The sequence below is a fragment of the Bacteroides sp. AM54-2NS genome (assembly GCF_003602935.1).
In the GTDB taxonomy this organism is placed as follows: Bacteria; Bacteroidota; Bacteroidia; order Bacteroidales; family Bacteroidaceae; genus Bacteroides; species Bacteroides xylanisolvens.
Genome location: NZ_QTMZ01000036.1, coordinates 1 through 20,025 on the forward strand (window position 1 = coordinate 1; position 20,025 = coordinate 20,025).

General features: G+C 42.7%; 14 protein-coding genes and 4 pseudogenes. 6 read left to right on the forward strand and 12 right to left on the reverse strand.

The window, feature by feature from the left end; translation table 11 throughout:
* Positions 1 to 997: 997 nt before the first annotated feature.
* Together holA and DXA05_RS18895 are read right to left on the reverse strand one after the other, a co-directional pair.
* Positions 998 to 2,017: a DNA polymerase III subunit delta gene (gene holA / locus DXA05_RS18890; protein ID WP_117685091.1), complete on the reverse strand. Its 1,020-nt coding sequence runs from the start codon at positions 2,015 to 2,017 to the stop codon at positions 998 to 1,000.
* 24 nt (positions 2,018 to 2,041) lie between these two features.
* Complete coding sequence (locus tag DXA05_RS18895) at positions 2,042 to 2,818, reverse strand: AMP nucleosidase (RefSeq protein ID WP_004312914.1); 777 nt, start codon at positions 2,816 to 2,818, stop codon at positions 2,042 to 2,044.
* Between the two features lie 63 nt (positions 2,819 to 2,881).
* Between DXA05_RS18895 and DXA05_RS18900 the strand changes: the two genes are divergently transcribed.
* Positions 2,882 to 3,331, forward strand: a complete 450-nt coding sequence (locus DXA05_RS18900; protein ID WP_009041042.1) for a type I restriction enzyme HsdR N-terminal domain-containing protein — start codon at positions 2,882 to 2,884, stop codon at positions 3,329 to 3,331.
* Between the two features lie 166 nt (positions 3,332 to 3,497).
* Here the strand turns inward: DXA05_RS18900 and DXA05_RS18905 are convergent.
* The 5 genes and pseudogenes from DXA05_RS18905 to DXA05_RS18925 form a co-directional block, all read right to left on the reverse strand.
* Positions 3,498 to 6,652 (reverse strand): annotated as a pseudogene (locus DXA05_RS18905) (efflux RND transporter permease subunit).
* A 141-nt stretch (positions 6,653 to 6,793) separates the two neighbouring features.
* Positions 6,794 to 7,926, reverse strand: a pseudogene (locus DXA05_RS18910) (efflux RND transporter periplasmic adaptor subunit).
* Between the two features lie 34 nt (positions 7,927 to 7,960).
* The gene (locus DXA05_RS18915; protein ID WP_117685094.1) at positions 7,961 to 9,358 is read right to left on the reverse strand and encodes a TolC family protein; all 1,398 of its coding nucleotides are present in this window, start codon (positions 9,356 to 9,358) and stop codon (positions 7,961 to 7,963) included.
* A 219-nt stretch (positions 9,359 to 9,577) separates the two neighbouring features.
* Positions 9,578 to 10,408, reverse strand: coding sequence for a C4-type zinc ribbon domain-containing protein (locus DXA05_RS18920; protein WP_004312909.1), 831 nt, complete (start codon positions 10,406 to 10,408; stop codon positions 9,578 to 9,580).
* Between the two features lie 5 nt (positions 10,409 to 10,413).
* Positions 10,414 to 11,508: a Nif3-like dinuclear metal center hexameric protein gene (locus tag DXA05_RS18925; RefSeq protein WP_117685096.1), complete on the reverse strand. Its 1,095-nt coding sequence runs from the start codon at positions 11,506 to 11,508 to the stop codon at positions 10,414 to 10,416.
* A gap of 281 nt (positions 11,509 to 11,789) precedes the next feature.
* On the opposite strand from DXA05_RS18925, the gene DXA05_RS18930 reads away from it, so the two are divergent.
* Entirely contained in the window at positions 11,790 to 12,293 is a 504-nt protein-coding gene (locus DXA05_RS18930) for an RNA polymerase sigma factor (protein WP_117685098.1), read from the forward strand.
* 232 nt (positions 12,294 to 12,525) lie between these two features.
* Positions 12,526 to 12,939 carry a DUF4891 domain-containing protein gene (locus DXA05_RS18935; RefSeq protein WP_128859501.1) on the forward strand — a complete coding sequence of 138 codons (414 nt, stop codon included), beginning with the start codon at positions 12,526 to 12,528 and terminating at the stop codon, positions 12,937 to 12,939.
* A 53-nt stretch (positions 12,940 to 12,992) separates the two neighbouring features.
* Here the strand turns inward: DXA05_RS18935 and DXA05_RS18940 are convergent, their stop codons facing one another.
* The 3 genes and pseudogenes from DXA05_RS18940 to DXA05_RS18950 form a co-directional block, all read right to left on the reverse strand.
* Positions 12,993 to 13,271 carry a hypothetical protein gene (locus DXA05_RS18940; RefSeq protein ID WP_074704652.1) on the reverse strand — a complete coding sequence of 93 codons (279 nt, stop codon included), beginning with the start codon at positions 13,269 to 13,271 and terminating at the stop codon, positions 12,993 to 12,995.
* Positions 13,268 to 14,062 (reverse strand): ABC transporter permease, encoded by a 795-nt coding sequence (locus tag DXA05_RS18945; protein ID WP_004312875.1) that lies wholly within the window; start codon positions 14,060 to 14,062, stop codon positions 13,268 to 13,270. The genes DXA05_RS18940 and DXA05_RS18945 overlap by 4 nt, the downstream gene beginning before the upstream one ends.
* Positions 14,063 to 14,113: 51 nt before the next feature.
* Positions 14,114 to 14,733, reverse strand: a pseudogene (locus DXA05_RS18950) (ATP-binding cassette domain-containing protein).
* An 86-nt stretch (positions 14,734 to 14,819) separates the two neighbouring features.
* Between DXA05_RS18950 and DXA05_RS18955 the strand changes: the two are divergent.
* The 3 genes and pseudogenes from DXA05_RS18955 to DXA05_RS18965 all read left to right on the forward strand — a co-directional run bounded on the left by DXA05_RS18955 (position 14,820) and on the right by DXA05_RS18965 (position 17,478).
* Entirely contained in the window at positions 14,820 to 15,362 is a 543-nt protein-coding gene (locus DXA05_RS18955) for a DUF2148 domain-containing protein (protein ID WP_118407558.1), read from the forward strand.
* An 87-nt stretch (positions 15,363 to 15,449) separates the two neighbouring features.
* Positions 15,450 to 16,564 (forward strand): annotated as a pseudogene (locus DXA05_RS18960) (agmatine deiminase family protein).
* Positions 16,565 to 16,593: 29 nt separating this feature from the next.
* Positions 16,594 to 17,478 (forward strand): carbon-nitrogen hydrolase, encoded by an 885-nt coding sequence (locus tag DXA05_RS18965; protein ID WP_015531126.1) that lies wholly within the window; start codon positions 16,594 to 16,596, stop codon positions 17,476 to 17,478.
* A 294-nt stretch (positions 17,479 to 17,772) separates the two neighbouring features.
* On the opposite strand, the gene DXA05_RS18970 is transcribed toward DXA05_RS18965, so the two are convergent.
* Both DXA05_RS18970 and aspS read right to left on the reverse strand, forming a co-directional pair.
* Positions 17,773 to 18,162, reverse strand: a complete 390-nt coding sequence (locus DXA05_RS18970; protein WP_009041050.1) for a GtrA family protein — start codon at positions 18,160 to 18,162, stop codon at positions 17,773 to 17,775.
* On the reverse strand, positions 18,159 to 19,922 hold the full coding sequence (gene aspS / locus DXA05_RS18975; protein ID WP_008022394.1) for an aspartate--tRNA ligase: 1,764 nt from the start codon (positions 19,920 to 19,922) through the stop codon (positions 18,159 to 18,161). Before aspS ends, DXA05_RS18970 begins: the two co-directional genes overlap by 4 nt.
* Between the last annotated feature and the right edge of the window lie 103 nt (positions 19,923 to 20,025).

A 20,025-nucleotide genomic window follows, 5' to 3' on the forward strand; every position in this document is an offset into this window, starting at 1 on the left:
TCACAAATATACACACCACCTAAAAGAAGCTTTTAACTAGTATAAATTGATGTAATAATACATATCATACTGAATTACAACACCACCTAAAAGAAGCTTTTAACTAGTATAAATTGATGTAATAATACATATCATACTGAATTACAACAAAATAAGCGGACATTTCTTATTTGTTAATTGTCATACAACTACATTTGTATATATAATATTAATATTGTAAACGCACAAATACACTATTGTGAATAATCCTTTTGGATTACATTTGTATTGAATTCACATTCCTGTATTACACATTGGTAACATGCTAAATGTACAAAAGTAAATATCGATAGTTGCAAAAGCAATAAAAGGAAGGAATCAACCCATACTTTACCAATGTATATTACTATTTTTGTCTAATCATCCTTTACAATTTTCTCTAAAAAGCAAATCCTTGCGATATTTCTGTACCAATCTCCAGATATTTATTTTTTTTCGATTCTAGAAGGCTTATTTTTCGCATAAATAAATGATATACAAGAATTTAATCCCAATAAAGTGAATCTATATTTCTATTAAACTAGAAAAAAATCATGCTGTAACAATCCAATATAGTCTGAACTATCAAAATGACATTAATGGGCAGCTTTAGAAAAAGAGAAAATCTCCATTCTCACTATAAAATGGTAGCATCAAAATCTAAAATGCTTTTTTGATAAAACTCAAGGATCAGTAAACTTTTCTCGTTAAAAAATTCAAGCTTTAGATTTAATGAAAATGTATTTTCTGAAAAGATAGGGCAATATAAAATTAAAAAAACTGTTTGTGTGATTAGCCAAACAGTAACTCTATAAAACGATGAAATAACTAATTTTATTTGTAAAAATAATCACAGAAAATAGTGAGAGGCCTTTTTGAGATAAGTATAATTGCGGGAATATAAAAAAAGACATATACTCCCCATTTCTATCTATGGTAAAAGTATATGTCTGATGATATATGTAATTCTTAATTCGAGTTAATGCAAAATTTTAAACACCAGCTCGCGAAGAATATCTCCATCTGTCATAGAACTGTTTTGGACTCCTTTAGATTTTGCATCAGCATATCGTATTTCTCCAATAATTTGCATCGTCTTTACTCCACTATATTTTCTCATTGCCGCCATATAATCCCGAGCCTGCCATGGAGTTCTTAATCCTAGCATGTTTGCAATTCCTTGCTCTGATTTATCCGGCGCATAATAAGTCAACATCAAGTTGGAGTAAAAGCTAAATAATAGAGACAGCGTCATTTGGATTGGATTTGTTTTCGGATTTTCCTCAAAATATTTTATTATTTTGTTCGCTTTCAATATATCCTTTTCCACTAAAGCACTGCGCAATTCAAAGTTATTATAGTCTTTGCTTATGCCGATATTCTTTTCTATCTGTTCAGGAGTAACACGTTTTTGTCCGGCAGGTAAAGTGATAATCAGCTTTTCAAGTTCTCCGGTCAGACGACTTAAATCCGAGCCTACAAAATCAGCAAGCATAGAAGTTGCCTTCGGTTCCATATCAACCCCTTTTCGTTTCATATATGAAGCGATAAAACCGGGAAGTTGCGCATCTTTGATTTTTTTAGACTCAAACAATACACCCGTTTTTTCCACCTCGGCAGCTAACTTCTTTCTACGATCCAAAGTTCCATGCTTATGGCATATCACTAAGATAGTGGAAAGTAAAGGCTTTTGAAGATAATATGACAACTCCTCCATATTACGCACGGCCTGTGCTTCCTTAACGACTACTACTTGATGTTCTGACATCATGGGATAACGCTTTGCGGCATTTATAATCGTTGCCACATCCACGTCAGCACCATACACAACAGTCAGGTTGAATTCTTTTTCCGTTTCACTCAACACATTATCCGTTATGTAATCTGCAATCAAGTCGATATAATACGACTCTTCTCCCATCAGGTAATAGACAGGGCGATACTGCTTTGCTCTCAATTCCTTGAGGATGTCATCACAGGTCAATTCTTGTTTTGCCATATATATTTTTTCAGAAAGACCGGATTACCAGTCGAATTTCAAGTGTTTAACAGTTTTCTTTTCATCAATAATCATACGCAGAGAAGCAATGCCAATTTCAACATGCTCTTCTACATAATTTCTGGTCACCAAATTATCGCTTTTATCCGTTTTCACTCCATCGGGAGTCATTGGCTGATCGGATACCAATAATAACGCACCGGTAGGAATATGATTGGCAAAGCCACAACTAAACAGAGTTGCAGTTTCCATATCGACTGCCATAGCCCGTGTCTTTGTCAGATATTCTTTGAACGCATCATCATGTTCCCAAATACGACGGTTAGTGGTATATACAGTACCGGTCCAATAGTCGCGGCCTTTGTCACGAATGGATGAAGAAACGGCACGCTGCAACATAAATGCAGGCAACGCAGGAACCTCGGGAGGAAAATAATCATTGGAAGTTCCCTCCCCACGGATAGCCGCAATAGGAAGAATCAAGTCACCAAGCTGGTTTTTCTTGTCGATACCACCACATTTTCCGAGGAATAAACATGCTTTGGGGCGAATAGCACCCAGCAAGTCCATGATGATAGCAGCGTTGGGACTTCCCATACCGAAGTTAATCATTGTGATACCTTCGGCAGAAGCAGAAATCATATTTGCGTCCCTTCCTAAAATAGGAACATTAAACTGATTTGCGAAAATCTCAACGTACTTGTTGAAGTTAGTCAACAGAATATACTCTCCAAAATCCTCCAGGTTACGTTTTGTGTAACGCGGCAGCCAATTAGCTACGATTTCTTCTTTTGTTTTCATAATTATCTATTAAATTTGTGCTCCCAATAATGGGAACCATTATTTAACTTACAAAAATAATAAATGTTATCGTTAAACCTACCAGTATTCGACACTAAAATAAACGTACGAAACGGAAAAAATGTAATTTTCGACGTTATTCGTAAACGATATGTCGCCCTTACCCCTGAAGAATGGGTACGGCAACACTTTGTTCACTTTCTTATTGCACACAAAGGATATCCGACTACCCTTCTTGCCAATGAAGTAATGGTGAAGTTGAACGGTACTACCAAACGATGCGATACAGTACTTTACCGGAGGGATTTATCAGCCCGGATGATTGTAGAATATAAAGCACCACACATTGAAATAACACAGGCCGTTTTCGACCAGATCACCCGGTATAATATGGTACTGAAAGTAGATTACCTGATTGTCAGCAACGGAATGCAACATTATTGCTGCTGCATGGATTATGAACATCAGAGTTATACGTTCCTTCAGGATATTCCTGATTACCATTCTTTATAAAATAATCTGCTGTATTCGCCTTTAAAAAACAGCCTTGCCGACAAGAATAAAATAGCGTCACTATCCTGAGGGGATAGTGACGCTATTTGCCTACTATGGTGACGCTATCCCGAACAGATAGCGTCACTATACCAACTACCCTTTCAGACAGTCTTCAAACAGCTTTTTACTTCTGCGTTACAGCATCTCTTCCGTCACCATCATCTGCTTTCTTTTTACTGAACCGCTCTTGCAATTTCTGCATCAATTCGTAAAAATTAGGAATATAAATGGTAGCCAATAAAGTATTCATAGCCATACCGAACACAACAGCGGCCCCCAATGCTATACGACTTTGTGCACCTGCACCGGTGGCGAACAACAACGGCATCACTCCTAGTACAAAAGCAAAAGATGTCATCAGGATCGGACGCAAGCGGACATGTCCCGCTTCAAAAGCAGCTTCCCGAATCGAATTACCTTCGGCACGGAAATCACGGGCAAATTCCACAATCAAAATACCATTCTTTGCCGAAAGCGCAATGAGCAGAATGATACCGATTTGCGTATAAATACTGACCGGAGTTCCCATAATCAGACAGCCAATCATAGCACCCAATAATGCGACCGGCAATCCGATAACGGCTGCCACCGGGCTGGTCCAACTCTCATACTGTGCAGCAAGTACCAGGAAAGCAACAATTAGAGCCATCACGAGTACAATGGTAGTTGTATTTCCTGCCTGTGTTTCCTGATAAGCCACAGAAGTCCATTCATATCCAAACTCATCTCCCAGCTGTTCCTTAAATAATGCTTCCACTTCCTGTATGGCCTGCCCGGTGCTACTTCCCGGAGCAACATTACAAGTCAGAGAAGCAGTCGAGTACATATTATAACGGTTTATTTGATCCTGTCCTAACTGTTCCTCCACTTTGGTGAAAGAAGAAAAAGGTACCATCTCTCCTGCCGCATTCGGCACACTTAGTTTCAAGACATCATCAATCACGCGCTGTGCCTGATCCCGTGCCTCAATCTTTACCTGATAGATACGGCCGAATTCAACAAAGTCATTCACATAAGCCGCTCCCATATAATAGCCCAATGTAGAGAAAACATCATTCAAGGCAATCCCCATAAACTGCACTTTATCACGATCAATATTCAAGAAATACTGCGGAACATTTGCCTGATACTGACTGGACACAGATCCTAAAGCTGGCTTAGAATGATAAGAAGCAAGCAACGCATTGATAGCTTGTTGCATTTCCGTCGGTCCCAGGTTACGCCGGTCTTCCAACTGAAGTTGCAAACCGCCGGAAGCACCCAGTCCCGGAATAGCCGGAGGAACCATCGCAAATACTTCCGCAGCCTGAATAGTCATATACGCTTCACCATTAAAACGGTTGACTACGGCAGCAGCCGTATGCTCCTTCCCTTTCCTTTCATCCCAGTTTTTCAGTACCACAAAATAAGTTGCCGAGTTGCTCTGCTCGCCGCCACCCATTATCGAGAAGCCGGAAATGCCAATATAATTCTTCACTTCAGGATAAGAATCCAGAATTGCATTAACCTTATCTCCCACTGCCTGCGTACGTTCAAGGCTGGCTGCAGGCGGAAGTTGAACAACAGCAATAAAATATCCGTCATCCTCGTCCGGAATGAAAGTAGACGGCCAATGCATAAAGAGCAATACAGCAATAACAGTCAAGGCACCGTAGGAAACAAGAGCCATTCCGGGACGTTGAAGTAACCATTTGACAATCTTGTCATACACTCCTTGTGTCTTGTCATAAGCCTTATTGAAACCTTTGTATATAAAGAAGTTAGAAGGTTTGCTCTTTTCAAGAAACAACGCACAGAGCGCAGGAGTCAATGTCAACGAATTAAAACCGCTCAACACAGTAGAAGCAGCAATAGTCAATGCAAACTGCTTATACAACTGCCCCGAAATTCCACTAATCATCATCGTTGGAATAAACACAGCCAGCAATACAAGCACTACCCCGACAATCGGACCTGTAATCTCTCCCATCGCTTTCGTCACCGCTTCGCGGGGGGAGTACTGCCCGGTTTCCAGTAACCTCGAAGCATTCTCCACCACCACTATCGCGTCATCCACCACAATGGCAACTGCCAGAATCAGCCCGAACAACGTCAGTGTGTTGATAGAGAAACCAAATGCCGCCATCACAGCAAATGTACCAATCAACGATACCGGATGGTAATACAAGGAATAATCACAGCCCTCCAATTCTGCAAGAACAGGAAAATAACGAGAATCACCAGCAAAGTCGTTTCAAAGAATGTGACCATCACTTCATCAATAGAAGCATGGATCACATCGGTCGTATCCAAAGTGACATTATACGAAACTCCTTTCGGAAAACTTGCCGCCAATTCCTCCATTTTAGCCTTCACTCCTTTGGAGACATCCAGCGAATTGGAACCCGGTTGCTGGTAAATAGCAATGGCAGCCGTAGGTTTTCCATTCAATCGTGACACTACGCTATATGACGCAGAACCCAAATCGATGCGTGCAATATCCTTCAGGCGAAGCATCGCTCCGTTCTGTTCGCGGCGGATAATAATATCGCCGAACTGTTCTGGAGATTTCAATCGTCCCTGGACATTCAATGTATACTGAAAAGCATTATTATTATCCTGCCCGATAGGTTGACCGATATATCCGGCAGATACTTCCACATTCTGCGACTGGATAGACTGATAAACCTGTTGCGGTGAAATATTCCGTATACGCATAGCCTCCGGATCGAGCCAGATGCGCATCGAATAGTCCCCCGCTCCCATAACATTCACAGCACCCACTCCGGGCACACGTGTCAGCTGGTCTACTAAATTCAGTTTGGCATAATTAGTCAGATACAGGCTATTGTATACAGAATCCTGCGAAGTCATTGTCAGGAACATCACAATGTTTGAAGACTGTTTCTGCACAGTGACTCCTTGCACAACTACCGGTTCCGGCAGTGATGACTGCGCGATACTTACCCTGTTTTGTACCTGCACAGTTGCCATATCGATGTCCGTACCGACAGCGAATGTAATGGTCAGAGAATACGCTCCCGAAGAGGAAGAATTGGAAGACATATAAAGCATACCATCTACACCATTCACCTGCTGTTCGATAGGAATACCCACTGTTTGGGCAACAGTTTCAGCATTTGCCCCGGGATAAACGGCAGAGACCTGCACTGTTGGCGGCGTGATCTCCGGAAATTGCGCCACAGGCAATATATTGAGTGTGACCAGACCGGCTACTACAATAAGCAGGGCAAGGACAGTAGCAAATATCGGTCGGTTGATAAAAAACTTAGAAAACATAATATATAGGTTTAAAAGCAGCCTCTCCACAGCCTTCTCCCAAAGAGAAGGAGCAAGAAAGTTACTTTTGTTAATTAATCGGTTTTAAGTACATCACCTTTATTGATTTCAGTTGTTAGTCAATCAGTTAGCAAAGAGACTTTACTTTTCTCTCTTAGGAAGAGAATCAGGAAGAGGCTTTATCTTCATTCCGTCTCTGACTTTCATCAAAGCCTCTGTGACATACTGTTCTTGCGGAGAAAGTCCTCCCACTATCTGCCGTAAAGTGCCGTCGACCAACTGCCCTATTTCAATATGCCGGTAATGAACTATATTCGAATCATTTACAACATATAAATATTTGCCCAACTGATCGGTCCCGATAGAACCTTCTTTCACCAGCACCGCATTTTTAGCTTCTCCATAAGGTAAAGTAATGCTTACATACAACCCACTCTTCAATATCCCTTTCGGATTATCAAAATTGGCACGAACCGTCAGCGTTCCTGTATTCAAATCTACATTGGGTGAAAGATAGTCGAGGGCAGCCGGATAAGTTTCAGTTCCCTCCTTTCCCAGTTGAACCATTATTTTCTGCGGAAGATTGGCAGGTAATTGCTGGTTATCCATAGCCATCGTCAACCATTGATTATCAGCTACATTGAAGTAAGCATACATCTGATTATCCTTATAAATAGTAGCCAATGTAACCGGCTGCAACGAGCCGCCGACATAACTTCCTACATCCACCGTCGCCTTACTGATAGTGCCATCAAACGGCGCACGAACATAACAATATCCCAAGTTTGTACGGGCGGTGCTCAAAGCAGCTTCCGCATTGCTGACAGCTGCAACCCCTTCTGCCACAGACGATTCAGCCTGAAGCACCTGTATCTGACTGACAGCATCACTCTTTACAGCCTCTTTCATACGGCTATAATTATTACGGGCATATTCCAGTTGAGCCTGGGCGGTTTTCAGTTCTGCTTCTGCCTGCTCCACCTTGTCTTTATACAAAGTAGGTCAATGACAAACAGCAGTTGTCCCTGTTTCACTCGTCCGCCAGGGACATACGAGGTAGACTGCAAGGTTCCGTTCACTCGGGCCACAAGATTCACCGTTTTTTCAGTTGTCAGATAACCCGGGTAATCTTTCGTCAAAGTAATATCCTCCACTATGGGTTTGGTCACGCTAATTTCCGGAGTGGGCATACCTCCCATCGCTCCTGTACTTTTCTTCTCCTTGCAACCTGTCAATATAGGCAGTGCAAGAAAGATATACATCAGTTTTTTCATATCTGTTAGGTTATATATTTTTTGATTGATTTTTTTATTCTCTCCAACCGCCTCCCAAAGCCTTGTAAAGGGCTATCAGTTGCAAAAGTGAACTCCCTTGTGCCTGTACCAGCTGATTCTCGTAAGATAACAGAGAACGTTGCGCATCGAGTACGTTTTGGAAAGGCGAGAGCCCCTGCTTGTACAGTTCCAGTGAAAGTTTCAATGTCTCAATCCCTTGATTACGCACTTCCCGCAGGGCGACAATCTGTTTGATTGAATTCCGGTAGCCATTCATAGCGTTGTCAGTCTCCTGTACGGCAGTCAAAACCGTCTGGTTAAACTGATTGATCGCTTCATCCAGTTGCGCTTTTGCCAGTTGGGTTGCGTTCACCAACTGTCCTCCGTTGAAAATAGTCCAGCTCAATGACGGAGCGATTTCATAAGTCATACTTTTACTTTTGGTGAGATCCTTCAAATCACGGGCGGCATACCCAAATGATCCTTTCAAGAAAACTTTCGGCAACCAATCCGCTTTTGAGGCTCCCAGCAATGCCGCTTGTGCATTCACGCTCAATTCCGCACCTCGTACATCAGGCCGTCTCAATAACAAATCGACAGGTAGCCCCACTCCGATCGGTTCCATGTAATCGGGCAGTGTTCCGCCGGATTCGAGAACCGGACGAATATCCTGCGGATACATTCCCAATAAAACGGCCAATGTCGTTATATACTGATTGATACCCGCTTCCAGTTGAGGAATGGAGGCTTTCGTATTATACAACACAGACTTAGCCTGTGCCACATCGAGCTTGGCAACAAGTCCGGTATTATAGCGTACTTCCGTGATTTTCAAAACTTCCTCCTGCGAAGCACTGTTTTTCTTCACCACCTCAAGTTCTTGTTGCAATTCCCTTAGATTGATATAGGCCGAGGCTACCTCCGCAGCCAACGAAACCATAACACCTGTGTACTCTTCCTTACTGGCGGCAAAATTCTCTTTCTGTGCTTTTACCCGCTTGCGGATACTGCCAAAGATATCCAGCTCCCAACTCATACTTAGCGAAGCATCATAATAATGATCCGTTGTTTGAGGCAGCGAACTGGTATTTCCACTTGTTTCCTGACGGGTCCACCCTGCATTCAGTCCGATGGAAGGAAAGAAATTACTACGTTCTATCCAAAGATTGGCACGGGCAGCGGCTATACGGTTGATTGCCATCGCAACGGAATAATTACGATCTACTGCCAGAGCTATCAAAGAGTCCAGTTTGGCGTCTTGGAATGACTTCCACCAATGGTCATCCACCGGAAGTATCTGTTGAAACACTTCCCCGCTCTCTTCCCAATCGTTAGGGAGCGGAGCTTTCAAATAACGGTTTGCAGTCTGTCCAACCGCAGTTACAGTTGAAAGAAACATAAGGAGCGATGTGCCCCACACTCGTATACTCATATCAGTTCAGGTTTTTATGAAATGAAAAGATAACAACTAAAGGGTAAGTTTGTTTACCGGAGTAAAATTGGAGTAAAACTCCCACGCGACGCAATATTATTTTGAAGTATTCGATTTCCCTTTATACGGGCACTCACTAAAACAAAAAAGCCCCGCATTGCTGCAGGGCTTACTTTATATCTCAAAATAGTAACTTTACTTACTACTTCACTGCTTTCTTTATTCAGCAGTTTTTCTTCTGATAGCTCTTTTGGTAGTAGTTGCCGGAGCTTCTTCCACCTTGTGTTCGATTTGTACACCAGCCAATTCCGGGTCAATCATAATACGTCCGCAGTATTCGCAAACGATTACTTTCTTACGAGAGCGGATATCCAGCTGTCTCTGGGGCGGAATCTTGTTAAAGCAACCACCACATGCGTCACGTTGTACATACACAATACCCAATCCGTTACGAGAGTTCTTTCGGATACGTTTGAAAGACTGCAACAGACGTGGTTCAATCTTAGTTTCCAAGTCTTTAGCTTTGTCTCTCAATTTCTCTTCTTCCTGTTTGGTTTCAGAGATAATTTCATCCAGTTCGCTCTTTTTCTGCTCCAGGTCTTTCATTCTTTCGTTAAGAATCTGATCGTTCTTGGTCACTTCAGCCTCTTTTTCTTCTTTATCAGCAGAATATTCTTTGATTCTCTTTTCGCAAAGTTCGATCTCCAATGTCTGGAATTCGATTTCCTTCGTCAAGAAGTCATATTCACGGTTGTTGCGAACATTGTCTTGTTGTGACTTATATTTTTCTACTGAAGCCTTTGCTGTTTCAATTTCTACTCTCTTGCCGGCAATAGCAGATTTCAGTTCATCCACTTCAGCTTTGATCTTGTCGATACGGGTACTCAAACCGGCAATTTCATCTTCAAGGTCTTGCACTTCCAACGGAAGTTCACCTCTCAATGTCTTGATTTCATCAATCTTAGACAACATCGTTTGCAGTTGGAACAGTGTCTTCAGTTTCTGTTCTACCGTCAACTCATTCGGATCTTTTTTTGCTTCTCTAGCCATTTTACTTATAAATATTTTATGGGATTCGTATTTATTTTACTCAATTGGAGTGCAAAATTAGGAAATAAATCCCGGATTATGGAATAAAAAATTTCTTTTGTATATTGTTCGCTTTCGTAATGACCAATCTCTGCCATCAGAATATCTTCTTCATGACCGAAATAATCATGATATTTAATTTCGCCGGTAATAAAAACATCCGCTCCCGACCGGATTGCCTGTGGAAGCAAAAATGCACCTGCACCGCCGCACAATGCCACTCTCTGTATCTCTCTTCCCTTCAGCTTGTTGTGACGCAAACATCCCACTTCGAATGTCTTTTTGATGCGTTTCAAAAATTCGAGCTCTGTCTCCGATTCATCCAATTCACCGACAATTCCCGATCCCGCCTGCAGCCAGTCGTTCAATAACGGATAAATGTCGAATGCCGGTTCCTCATATGGATGGGCAGCCAATAAAGCCTTGATGGTTTCCGCCTTTTTAAAGGAAGGAAGAATCGTTTCAATCCTCACCTCCTCTTCGTGGTGCAGTTCTCCAATTATTCCACAGAAAGGATGCGTTCCCTCTTTTGCCCGGAAAGTTCCCTCTCCTTTCAGATTATAACTGCATGAATCATAGTCGCCTATATTTCCGCATCCGGCAGCAAACAGTGCTTCGCGTACCGCGTCAGCTTGTGCGTAAGGGACAAACGTCACCAACTTAACCAAGTTATTCTCTTTCGGCTCAAGCACTTTCAAATTCTTCAATCCGATTTTTTCGGCTATCTTATAATTGACTCCACCTTGTGCATTATCCAGATTGGTATGCGCCGAATAGATCACAATATCATTCTTTATTGCTTTCAATATACAGCGTTCCACATAATCCTTGCCCGTAATGGATTTAGACCCTTTAAAAATCAGCGGATGATGAGATATAATGAGATTGTAACCCAACGCGATCGCTTCATCCAACACGGCTTCAGTAACGTCAAGACACAACAAAGCCCCTGTTGCTTCCGCTTCTGTCAATCCGATTTGCAGGCCGGCATTATCAAAGCCGTCTTGCAATGGCAGAGGCGCGAATCGTTCAAGGGCGCTTACTATTTGCTTAATTTTCATTATTTGGTAGAAAATTTGGTTGCAAATATAATAAATAAAAAAGGAATAATCATACTAAACGGTCGTTTTTTAGAGAATTTATCGTTATCCGTTTTCTTGAGACCACCGTAAAAAGATATCAAATACCACCCGAAAACTATCAAATAAGACCTAAAAACTATCCGATGATAGAAATTCCCCTAAATTCCGTCGGATTCTCCCCCAGCGGGATCGACAAAATACCTTAAACTTGCAACATCAAAATTTTAACAACGAATACTCACATTTTAAAAACAACACATATGAAAAGTTTAAGCTTCAGAAAAGACTTGGTAGGCGTTCAGGAAGAACTACTACGTTTCGCATACAAACTGACAACAGACCGCGAAGAAGCGAACGATTTGCTGCAGGAAACCTCATTAAAAGCATTAGATAACGAAGAAAAATATACACCTGATACAAATTTCAAAGGATGGATGTATACCATCATGCGCAATATCTTTATCAATAACTATCGCAAGGTAGTTCGTGACCAGACATTTATTGACCATACAGACAATCTCTACCATCTTAATTTACCGCAAGACGCAGGGTTTGAAAGTACGGAAAAGACATACGACCTGAAAGAGATGCACCGCGTAGTCAATGCTCTTCCGAAAGAATACAGAATTCCGTTCGCCATGCACGTTTCCGGATTCAAATACCGCGAAATTGCAGAAAAACTGAATCTTCCGTTGGGCACTGTAAAGAGCCGTATCTTCTTCACGCGCCAGAAATTACAGGAAGAACTGAAAGACTTCCGCTAAACCCTAACTATATCTACATCAGTTTCAGATTAAACAATTGATTTCATTTTTCAGTTTTATCAATAGGCAAAAGGCAAAGAGAGTGTATATTCTTTTTGCCTTTTGCCTGTTTTCATCGGACAAATATGGATAAAAATCAATGCCGGAATAAAAACTAATTATAAAATTCTGCGTAAAACTTCCGTTATTTATTGAAAATCTGTATTTTTACTTCCACTAAATAATAAATACGATGAAAACAATTCTGACTCTACTGTTGCTGATAGTTGTGACGACCTTCTGTCAACTCAAAAAGAGTGATAATACGGAAACGGCTGTAACCGAGTCTACAGAAATTGACAATGCCGAAGATTGCACGGCAGATACGGTCAAAGCTACTGCTATCTTCTGGATTGATAAAGCAGAAACCAAACACTGCAAAGAGTACGGCTTTCGTACCATCAAAGCCCATGTTCTCATTCGTGAAGATGGAAAGGTCGATTTGATGTCATTCGTCAAAAAACAATCCCCGGCTGTAGAGACGTACATACGCCATCATCTTTCCAAATTTAAAGTGTCGGAAAAGATGTTTGAAGGCGGGTATGTGCAACCCGGAGAACAATTCGTGCAGCTTCGCTGCTTATGGGGAATGTTGAAAGGCAAGTAATCAATGTGCTCACAACCGGAGCTAAAAGCAAAGATAACCCGTTGTCTTAGCGTCTATCTTTCGCTTTTCATCTGTACTTTGTTTTTCAGCGCATACCGCTCGTCTACCACCCTGTCGGTAGGAAAGAAAGTGAAAATAAGCCGCCACTCTCCTTCTTTATAGATAAATTTACGCCCGCTGGCTCCACGAAGAATTGCTTTGTGCTTTTCCCGCAGGAACGATTCGATATGTTCCGGCATTTCAGTGCCGGATGCCGAAAACTCCACTGTTATAAAAAAATGCGGAATAGAAGTTTCAGCCACTTTACGGAATATCTGATCGGTAATTGTCATTTTCGGGGTTCTTTGGTTACCTCTAATAATTTCCCATATGCGTCAAAAGATCGGCGTGAAGCCAATGAAATAGTAATCATCAGCGACAGCATAGATGCCGTAAAAGTAATCACCATAATCATCATCTGATACTTGATGGCAACATTCGGACTGCTTCCTCCCAGAATTTGTCCGATCATTGTGCCGGGAAGAGCAACCAATCCCATCACGGAAATGTTCGCAATCAGCGGACTGAAGGATTTAATAATGGCCTGTCGGATAAATGGAGCCTGCGCTTCCTGCCTTGTTGCTCCGTTCCCCAGTAAATAACGGTACAACTGTTGCTCACGTTTTAATCCGCTATAATACGTATTCAAAGCTATCACATTGCTCGAAAGCATATTACCCATCAGGATACCGAATATCGGAATAAAGTATTGGGCGCTAAATATATTGTCCAATTGAAGAACAATACCGATAAAGTACAAGCCTACCAGTACAACACTACAAAGAAATCCTACCGTAATAGGGATTAATAAGATACGATGTTTCAACTGGGTACGCACCAGTGCTGTCTGTCCGGCTACGAATATCATAATTATCACCCAAAGGAAGTTAATCCAGGGATTGTTCCATAAAAAGAGATATTTCAGATACATGCCGATAAAGAACAGTTGGATAATCATCCGTACTGTACCAATCAGGGCAGGTTTCAGTAGTCCCGTTTTAAACTTCCAAAGATAAAAGAACGGGATGGCAAGCAGAAGCAAGCCTATAAAAAGATTATAATATGATATATCAATCGTTCCCACAGTGTATTCTTAACAATTCTATCCGATTCGTGTTAGCGTTCTCTCCAATCGTTACAATTCTATTAAATAATGACAACCCGAAGCAAAATCCTTATCATGCGATACGGCCAGCACTGCTGTTCCCCTTTCCGCCTGTCGCCGGAAGAAAGACAAGACCCTACCGGTCGAATCGGCATCCAAAGCAGAAGTAGGTTCGTCTATAATAATCAGAGGTTTATTGAGCATAGCGGCTACAGCAAGCATGATGCGTTGACGCTGACCGCCCGACACTTCATTCACTCTCTTGGTATATAATTCATGTTCCAGTCCCAATTCATCAAAACAGGCAAAAAGCCTTTCTTCCGAAAAAGGGACAGAACGGTTCACTTTCAGTCCGAACGGGAGAGCTACCATCTCTTTCACCCATTCGAAAGGCAATGCCAATTCCTGGGGAATCCATGCAATCTGCCTACGGACACTATCGATGGTTGATCTATCAAGCAATGTTTCCCCTACCCGCACAGATCCTTCTTTCAAAGGTACAAACCCCATCACCGCATTCAGCAACGAAGTTTTCCACAACCGGATTGCCCTACGATACAGGCTGTCTCTCCCCTTTCCAGTTTCATATTAAAACCGGAGAAAAGCACTTCCGTACCAAAAGCAATACAGGCGTTATTAATATGTAGCATAGCGTTTTTAATTCTTTCTCTCCGGCAAAGGTACTATTTTCTTGAAAAACGTTATCTTTGCCTCACTAATTAATTCAAGAAAAGTTATGATACTGAACGAAAGAGATGCCCGTCATGAGCATGTATTACAAGTAGCCCGCCAGATGATGACGGCTGCGCGTACTGCTCCGAAAGGAAAAGGAATCGATATTATCGAAGTGGCCCTAATCACGGATGAAGAGATTAAACAACTATCGGACACTATGATAGCTATGGTAGAAGAACACGGAATGAAATTTTTCCTTCGTGATGCCGACAACATCTTAAGTGCCGAATGTGTTGTATTGATAGGAACACGCGAGCAGACACAAGGCTTAAACTGCGGTCATTGCGGCTTCACCACCTGCGACGGACGTACCGGAGGAGTTCCCTGCGCATTGAACAGCATAGACGTAGGTATCGCCATAGGTTCCGCCTGTGCTATGGCAGCCGATTTGCGTGTAGACACACGTGTGATGTTCTCCGCCGGGCTGGCAGCACAACGCCTGAACTGGCTGAAAGACTGCAAGATGGTAATGGCCATTCCTGTAAGTGCATCTTCTAAGAATCCGTTCTTTGACCGGAAGCCAAAGCAAGAAACGAATTCATAATAATACGTAATGATGCGTAACAGGCACACTGACGACTGACGCAGACAATAAACTGATTTTATAAATAACCAAATAGATAATAGTCTAATGGGAATCATGGTTGGACTTCCCAGCCCAAGTGGCTCGGAGAAAGATTTGCAATTGAATTTCGGCAAAAACATGACCGTGCAGGTAGAAATGAGAGCCCCTCATTTGCCCGCCGAATGGCATACGCAGAGTGGTATACAGTTGACATGGCCACACGCCGGTACAGACTGGGCATACATGCTGGCAGAAGTGCAAGAGTGTTTTATAAACATAGCCAGGGAAATAGCGAAGCGAGAGTTACTATTGATTGTCACCCCCGAACCGGAAGAAGTGAAAAAACAGATAGCCGCTACCGTCAACATGAACAACGTCCGCTTTCTGGAATGTGCCACCAATGACACATGGGCACGCGACCACGGAGCCATCACCATGATAGACACCGGCACCCCTTCCCTGCTCGACTTTACATTCAACGGCTGGGGACTGAAATTTGCTTCCGAACTGGATAATCAAATCACCAAACAAGCGGTAGAAGCCGGAGCCTTGAAAGGCCAGTATATAGACCGCCTCGATTTCGTTCTCGAAGGAGGCTCCATCGAAAGCGACGGAATGGGCACACTGCTCACTACCTCCGAATGTCTGCTGTCTCCCCAGCGGAACGGGCGACTGAACCAGGTAGAGATAGAAGAATACCTGAAATCAACCTTCCACCTGCAAAAGGTTCTTTGGTTAGACCACGGCTATCTTGCCGGCGACGACACTGACAGCCACATCGACACTTTGGTACGTTTCTGTTCTACCGACACCATTGCTTACGTAAAATGCGACGACAAAGAAGACGAACACTACGAAGCATTACTCGCAATGGAGGAACAACTGAAAACATTCTGCACCTTAGCAGGAGAACCCTATCGCCTGTTAGCCTTACCGATGGCGGACAAGATCGAAGAAGACGGCGAACGCCTGCCCGCAACTTACGCCAACTTCCTGATTATGAACGAAGTTATTCTCTACCCGACATACCATCAGCCGGCAAATGACCAAAAAGCAAGAGAAGTGTTACAACAAGCATTCCCAGACTATCAAATAATCGGAATAGACTGCCGTGCCTGATTAAGCAACACGGTTCCCTGCATTGTGTCACCATGCAATACCCATTGGGAGTTATAAAATAACGAATGAATCAACCAAGTAATTATTCATCATGAAAAAGATAAAAGTCGGAATCATCCAACAATCCAATACCGCAGATATTCGGGTCAACCTGATGAACCTCGCAAAGAGTATCGAGGCTTGCGCTGCTCACGGTGCGCAACTGATTGTGCTTCAAGAGTTACACAATTCACTTTATTTCTGCCAAACAGAAAACACCAACCTGTTTGATCTGGCTGAACCCATTCCCGGACCATCCACAGGCTTTTATTCCGAGTTGGCAGCCGCCAATAAAGTAGTCCTTGTCACCTCTCTTTTTGAGAAACGTGCCCCCGGACTATATCATAACACCGCTGTTGTGTTCGACCGCGACGGAAGCATTGCGGGTAAATACCGGAAAATGCATATTCCCGATGATCCGGCTTACTACGAAAAATTCTATTTCACTCCCGGAGACATCGGTTTTGAACCCATTCAAACCTCTTTAGGAAAGCTGGGCGTACTGGTATGCTGGGATCAATGGTATCCGGAAGCTGCCCGCCTGATGGCACTGAAAGGTGCGGAACTTTTAATTTATCCTACTGCCATTGGCTGGGAAAGCAGTGACACGGACGACGAAAAAGCCCGCCAACTCAACGCCTGGATTATTTCGCAGCGTGCCCATGCCGTTGCCAATGGTCTTCCTGTTATCTCCGTCAACCGTGTAGGACACGAGCCCGATCCTTCCGGACAGACAAACGGCATCCTATTTTGGGGAAACAGTTTCGTAGCAGGACCGCAAGGAGAATTCCTGGCACAAGCCGGAAACGATCATCCGGAAAACATGGTAGTGGAAATAGATATGGAACGCTCGGAAAACGTCCGCCGCTGGTGGCCTTTCCTCCGTGATCGCCGGATTGACGAATACGAAGGACTTACCAAACGCTTTCTCGATTAAAGTTCAATGCAGAAGTTCCCCAATAAAGTTCACTCCCAAAGACATAAGAGAGGATATTTATAAATATCACAACAAAAAAGGAGCTGTCTAACGAATTCTAAATATTGAAAATCACCCACGCTACAGATAGTTATAGCGTGGGTGAAATTATTAATAGGGACTTGTCAGACAGTCCCTATTATATTTATTATGTGGGAAATGTCTCTGCTACAATAAGGAAATAAGAAGGGCACAGAGTCAAAATCTAAATTTAAAACTCTGTGCCCTTTCTATATATTATATTTAATAACTATTTCATTGAAAAGTTATTTTCTTGTTGGCTAGGAAATTAGCTCCTCCATAAATAAACAATCCCAGAAATTGAGCCAGATATTCATTCATGTCCAGTCCTTCTACCAATAAGATAAGAAATAAAAACTGTGCGGTGTAAGCCACGGCAAAAGCAGAACAAAAGAGCAGTATCTGTTTCCAGATACTATTCTTTTTATTTTCTACAGGGAATATCCAGTATTTGCACCAGATAAAGTTATGGATTTGAGCTATCAGATACGCTGTTATATTAGCCACCATATAGTCGCCGTCAAATGACATTTCTTTCATCATTAACCATACAACCAACGCCATAATCAAAGCGTTCATTGTACCGATGACTATAAAACGGAATATGCGTACAGATTCTTTCACTCGCCCTCTTTCAAATCTACGATCAAATTCAGTTCATCAAGCTGGCTCTGGTCGATTGCAGAGGGTGCGTCCAGCATTACATCACGTCCGGAATTATTTTTCGGGAACGCAATACAGTCGCGTATAGAATCCAATCCTGCAAACAAAGACACCCAACGGTCGAGTCCGTATGCCAAACCACCGTGAGGAGGCGCACCATACTTAAAGGCATTCATCAGGAAGCCAAACTGTGCCTCTGCCTTCTCCGGAGTGAATCCAAGAATCTCGAACATCTTCGCCTGCAATTTCGCATCGTGGATACGGATAGATCCGCCGCCAACTTCCACACCGTTGATTACCATATCGTATGCATCTGCACGTACAGCTGCCGGGTCAGTGTCCAACATCGGAATATCTTCCTCTTTCGGATGAGTAAACGGATGATGCATAGCCATCAGGCGTCCTTCCTCTTCGCTCCATTCGAACATCGGGAAGTCAATCACCCAAAGGCAAACAAACTTATTCTTATCACGCAATCCCAGTTGAGCACCCATTTCCAGACGAAGCTCGCAAAGTTGTTTACGTGTTTTCATTACATCGTCGCCAGACAGAATCAGAATCAAATCACCCGGTTTAGCTCCGAATGCTTCTTTCATTTGCTGGAGCACCTCCTGCGCATAGAATTTATCTACACTCGATTTCACCGTTCCGTCGGCTTCCACACGGGCATAAACCATTCCTTTCGCACCAATCTGCGGTTTCTTTACAAATTCGGTCAATGCATCCAGCTGCTTGCGGGTATAAGTCGCAGCACCTTCGGCACAGATACCACCCACATAAGCCGCATTATCGAATACAGAGAATCCGTGACCTTTCATGATATCCATCAGTTCCACGAATTTCATGCCGAAACGCAAATCCGGTTTATCGCTACCATAATATTTCATGGCGTCCGCCCAAGACATACGTTGGAATGGTTCATTCAGTTCCACACCACGAAGAGTCTTAAACAAATGTTTAGCCATTCCTTCGAAAGTAGTGATAATATCTTCTTGCTCAACGAAGCTCATTTCACAGTCGATCTGTGTAAATTCCGGCTGACGATCGGCACGTAAGTCCTCGTCGCGGAAACATTTCGCAATCTGGAAATAACGGTCGAAACCGGAAACCATCAACAACTGTTTTAAGGTCTGCGGAGACTGCGGAAGTGCGTAGAACTGTCCCGGATTCATACGTGACGGCACCACGAAGTCGCGTGCGCCTTCAGGAGTAGAACCGATCAAAACGGGCGTTTCCACTTCGATGAAACCCAGACTATCCAGATATTTGCGAACTTCAATTGTCATTTTATGACGCAGTTCCAAATTGGAACGTACAGCGTTACGGCGTAAATCCAGATAACGGTATTTCATGCGGATATCATCCCCCCCATCCGTGTTATCTTCGATAGTGAACGGAGGAGTCATGGCAGTATTTAGTACGTTCAGTTCGGAAACAATGATTTCAATGTCTCCGGTAGGAATGTTTGCATTCTTGCTGAAACGTTCATTAACCGTTCCTGTCACTTGAATGACGAACTCACGTCCCAATTTATTAGCACGTTCACAGAGTTCAGCATTAATTTCTTCATTAAAAACCAATTGGGTAATTCCGTAACGGTCGCGAAGGTCAATGAAAGTCATCCCTCCCATCTTACGGCTGCGCTGTACCCATCCGGACAGCGTGACTTGCTTGTTTACATCAGAGATTCTAAGTTCTCCACATGTGTGCGTTCTAAACATATATTTTTTATTTAAACGATTATCACTCGCGTTTTTATTTTGATCGAACCAAAACTGCGCAAAAGTACGCAATAATTTGTAATTCGGTGTCAGTAATCCGTTA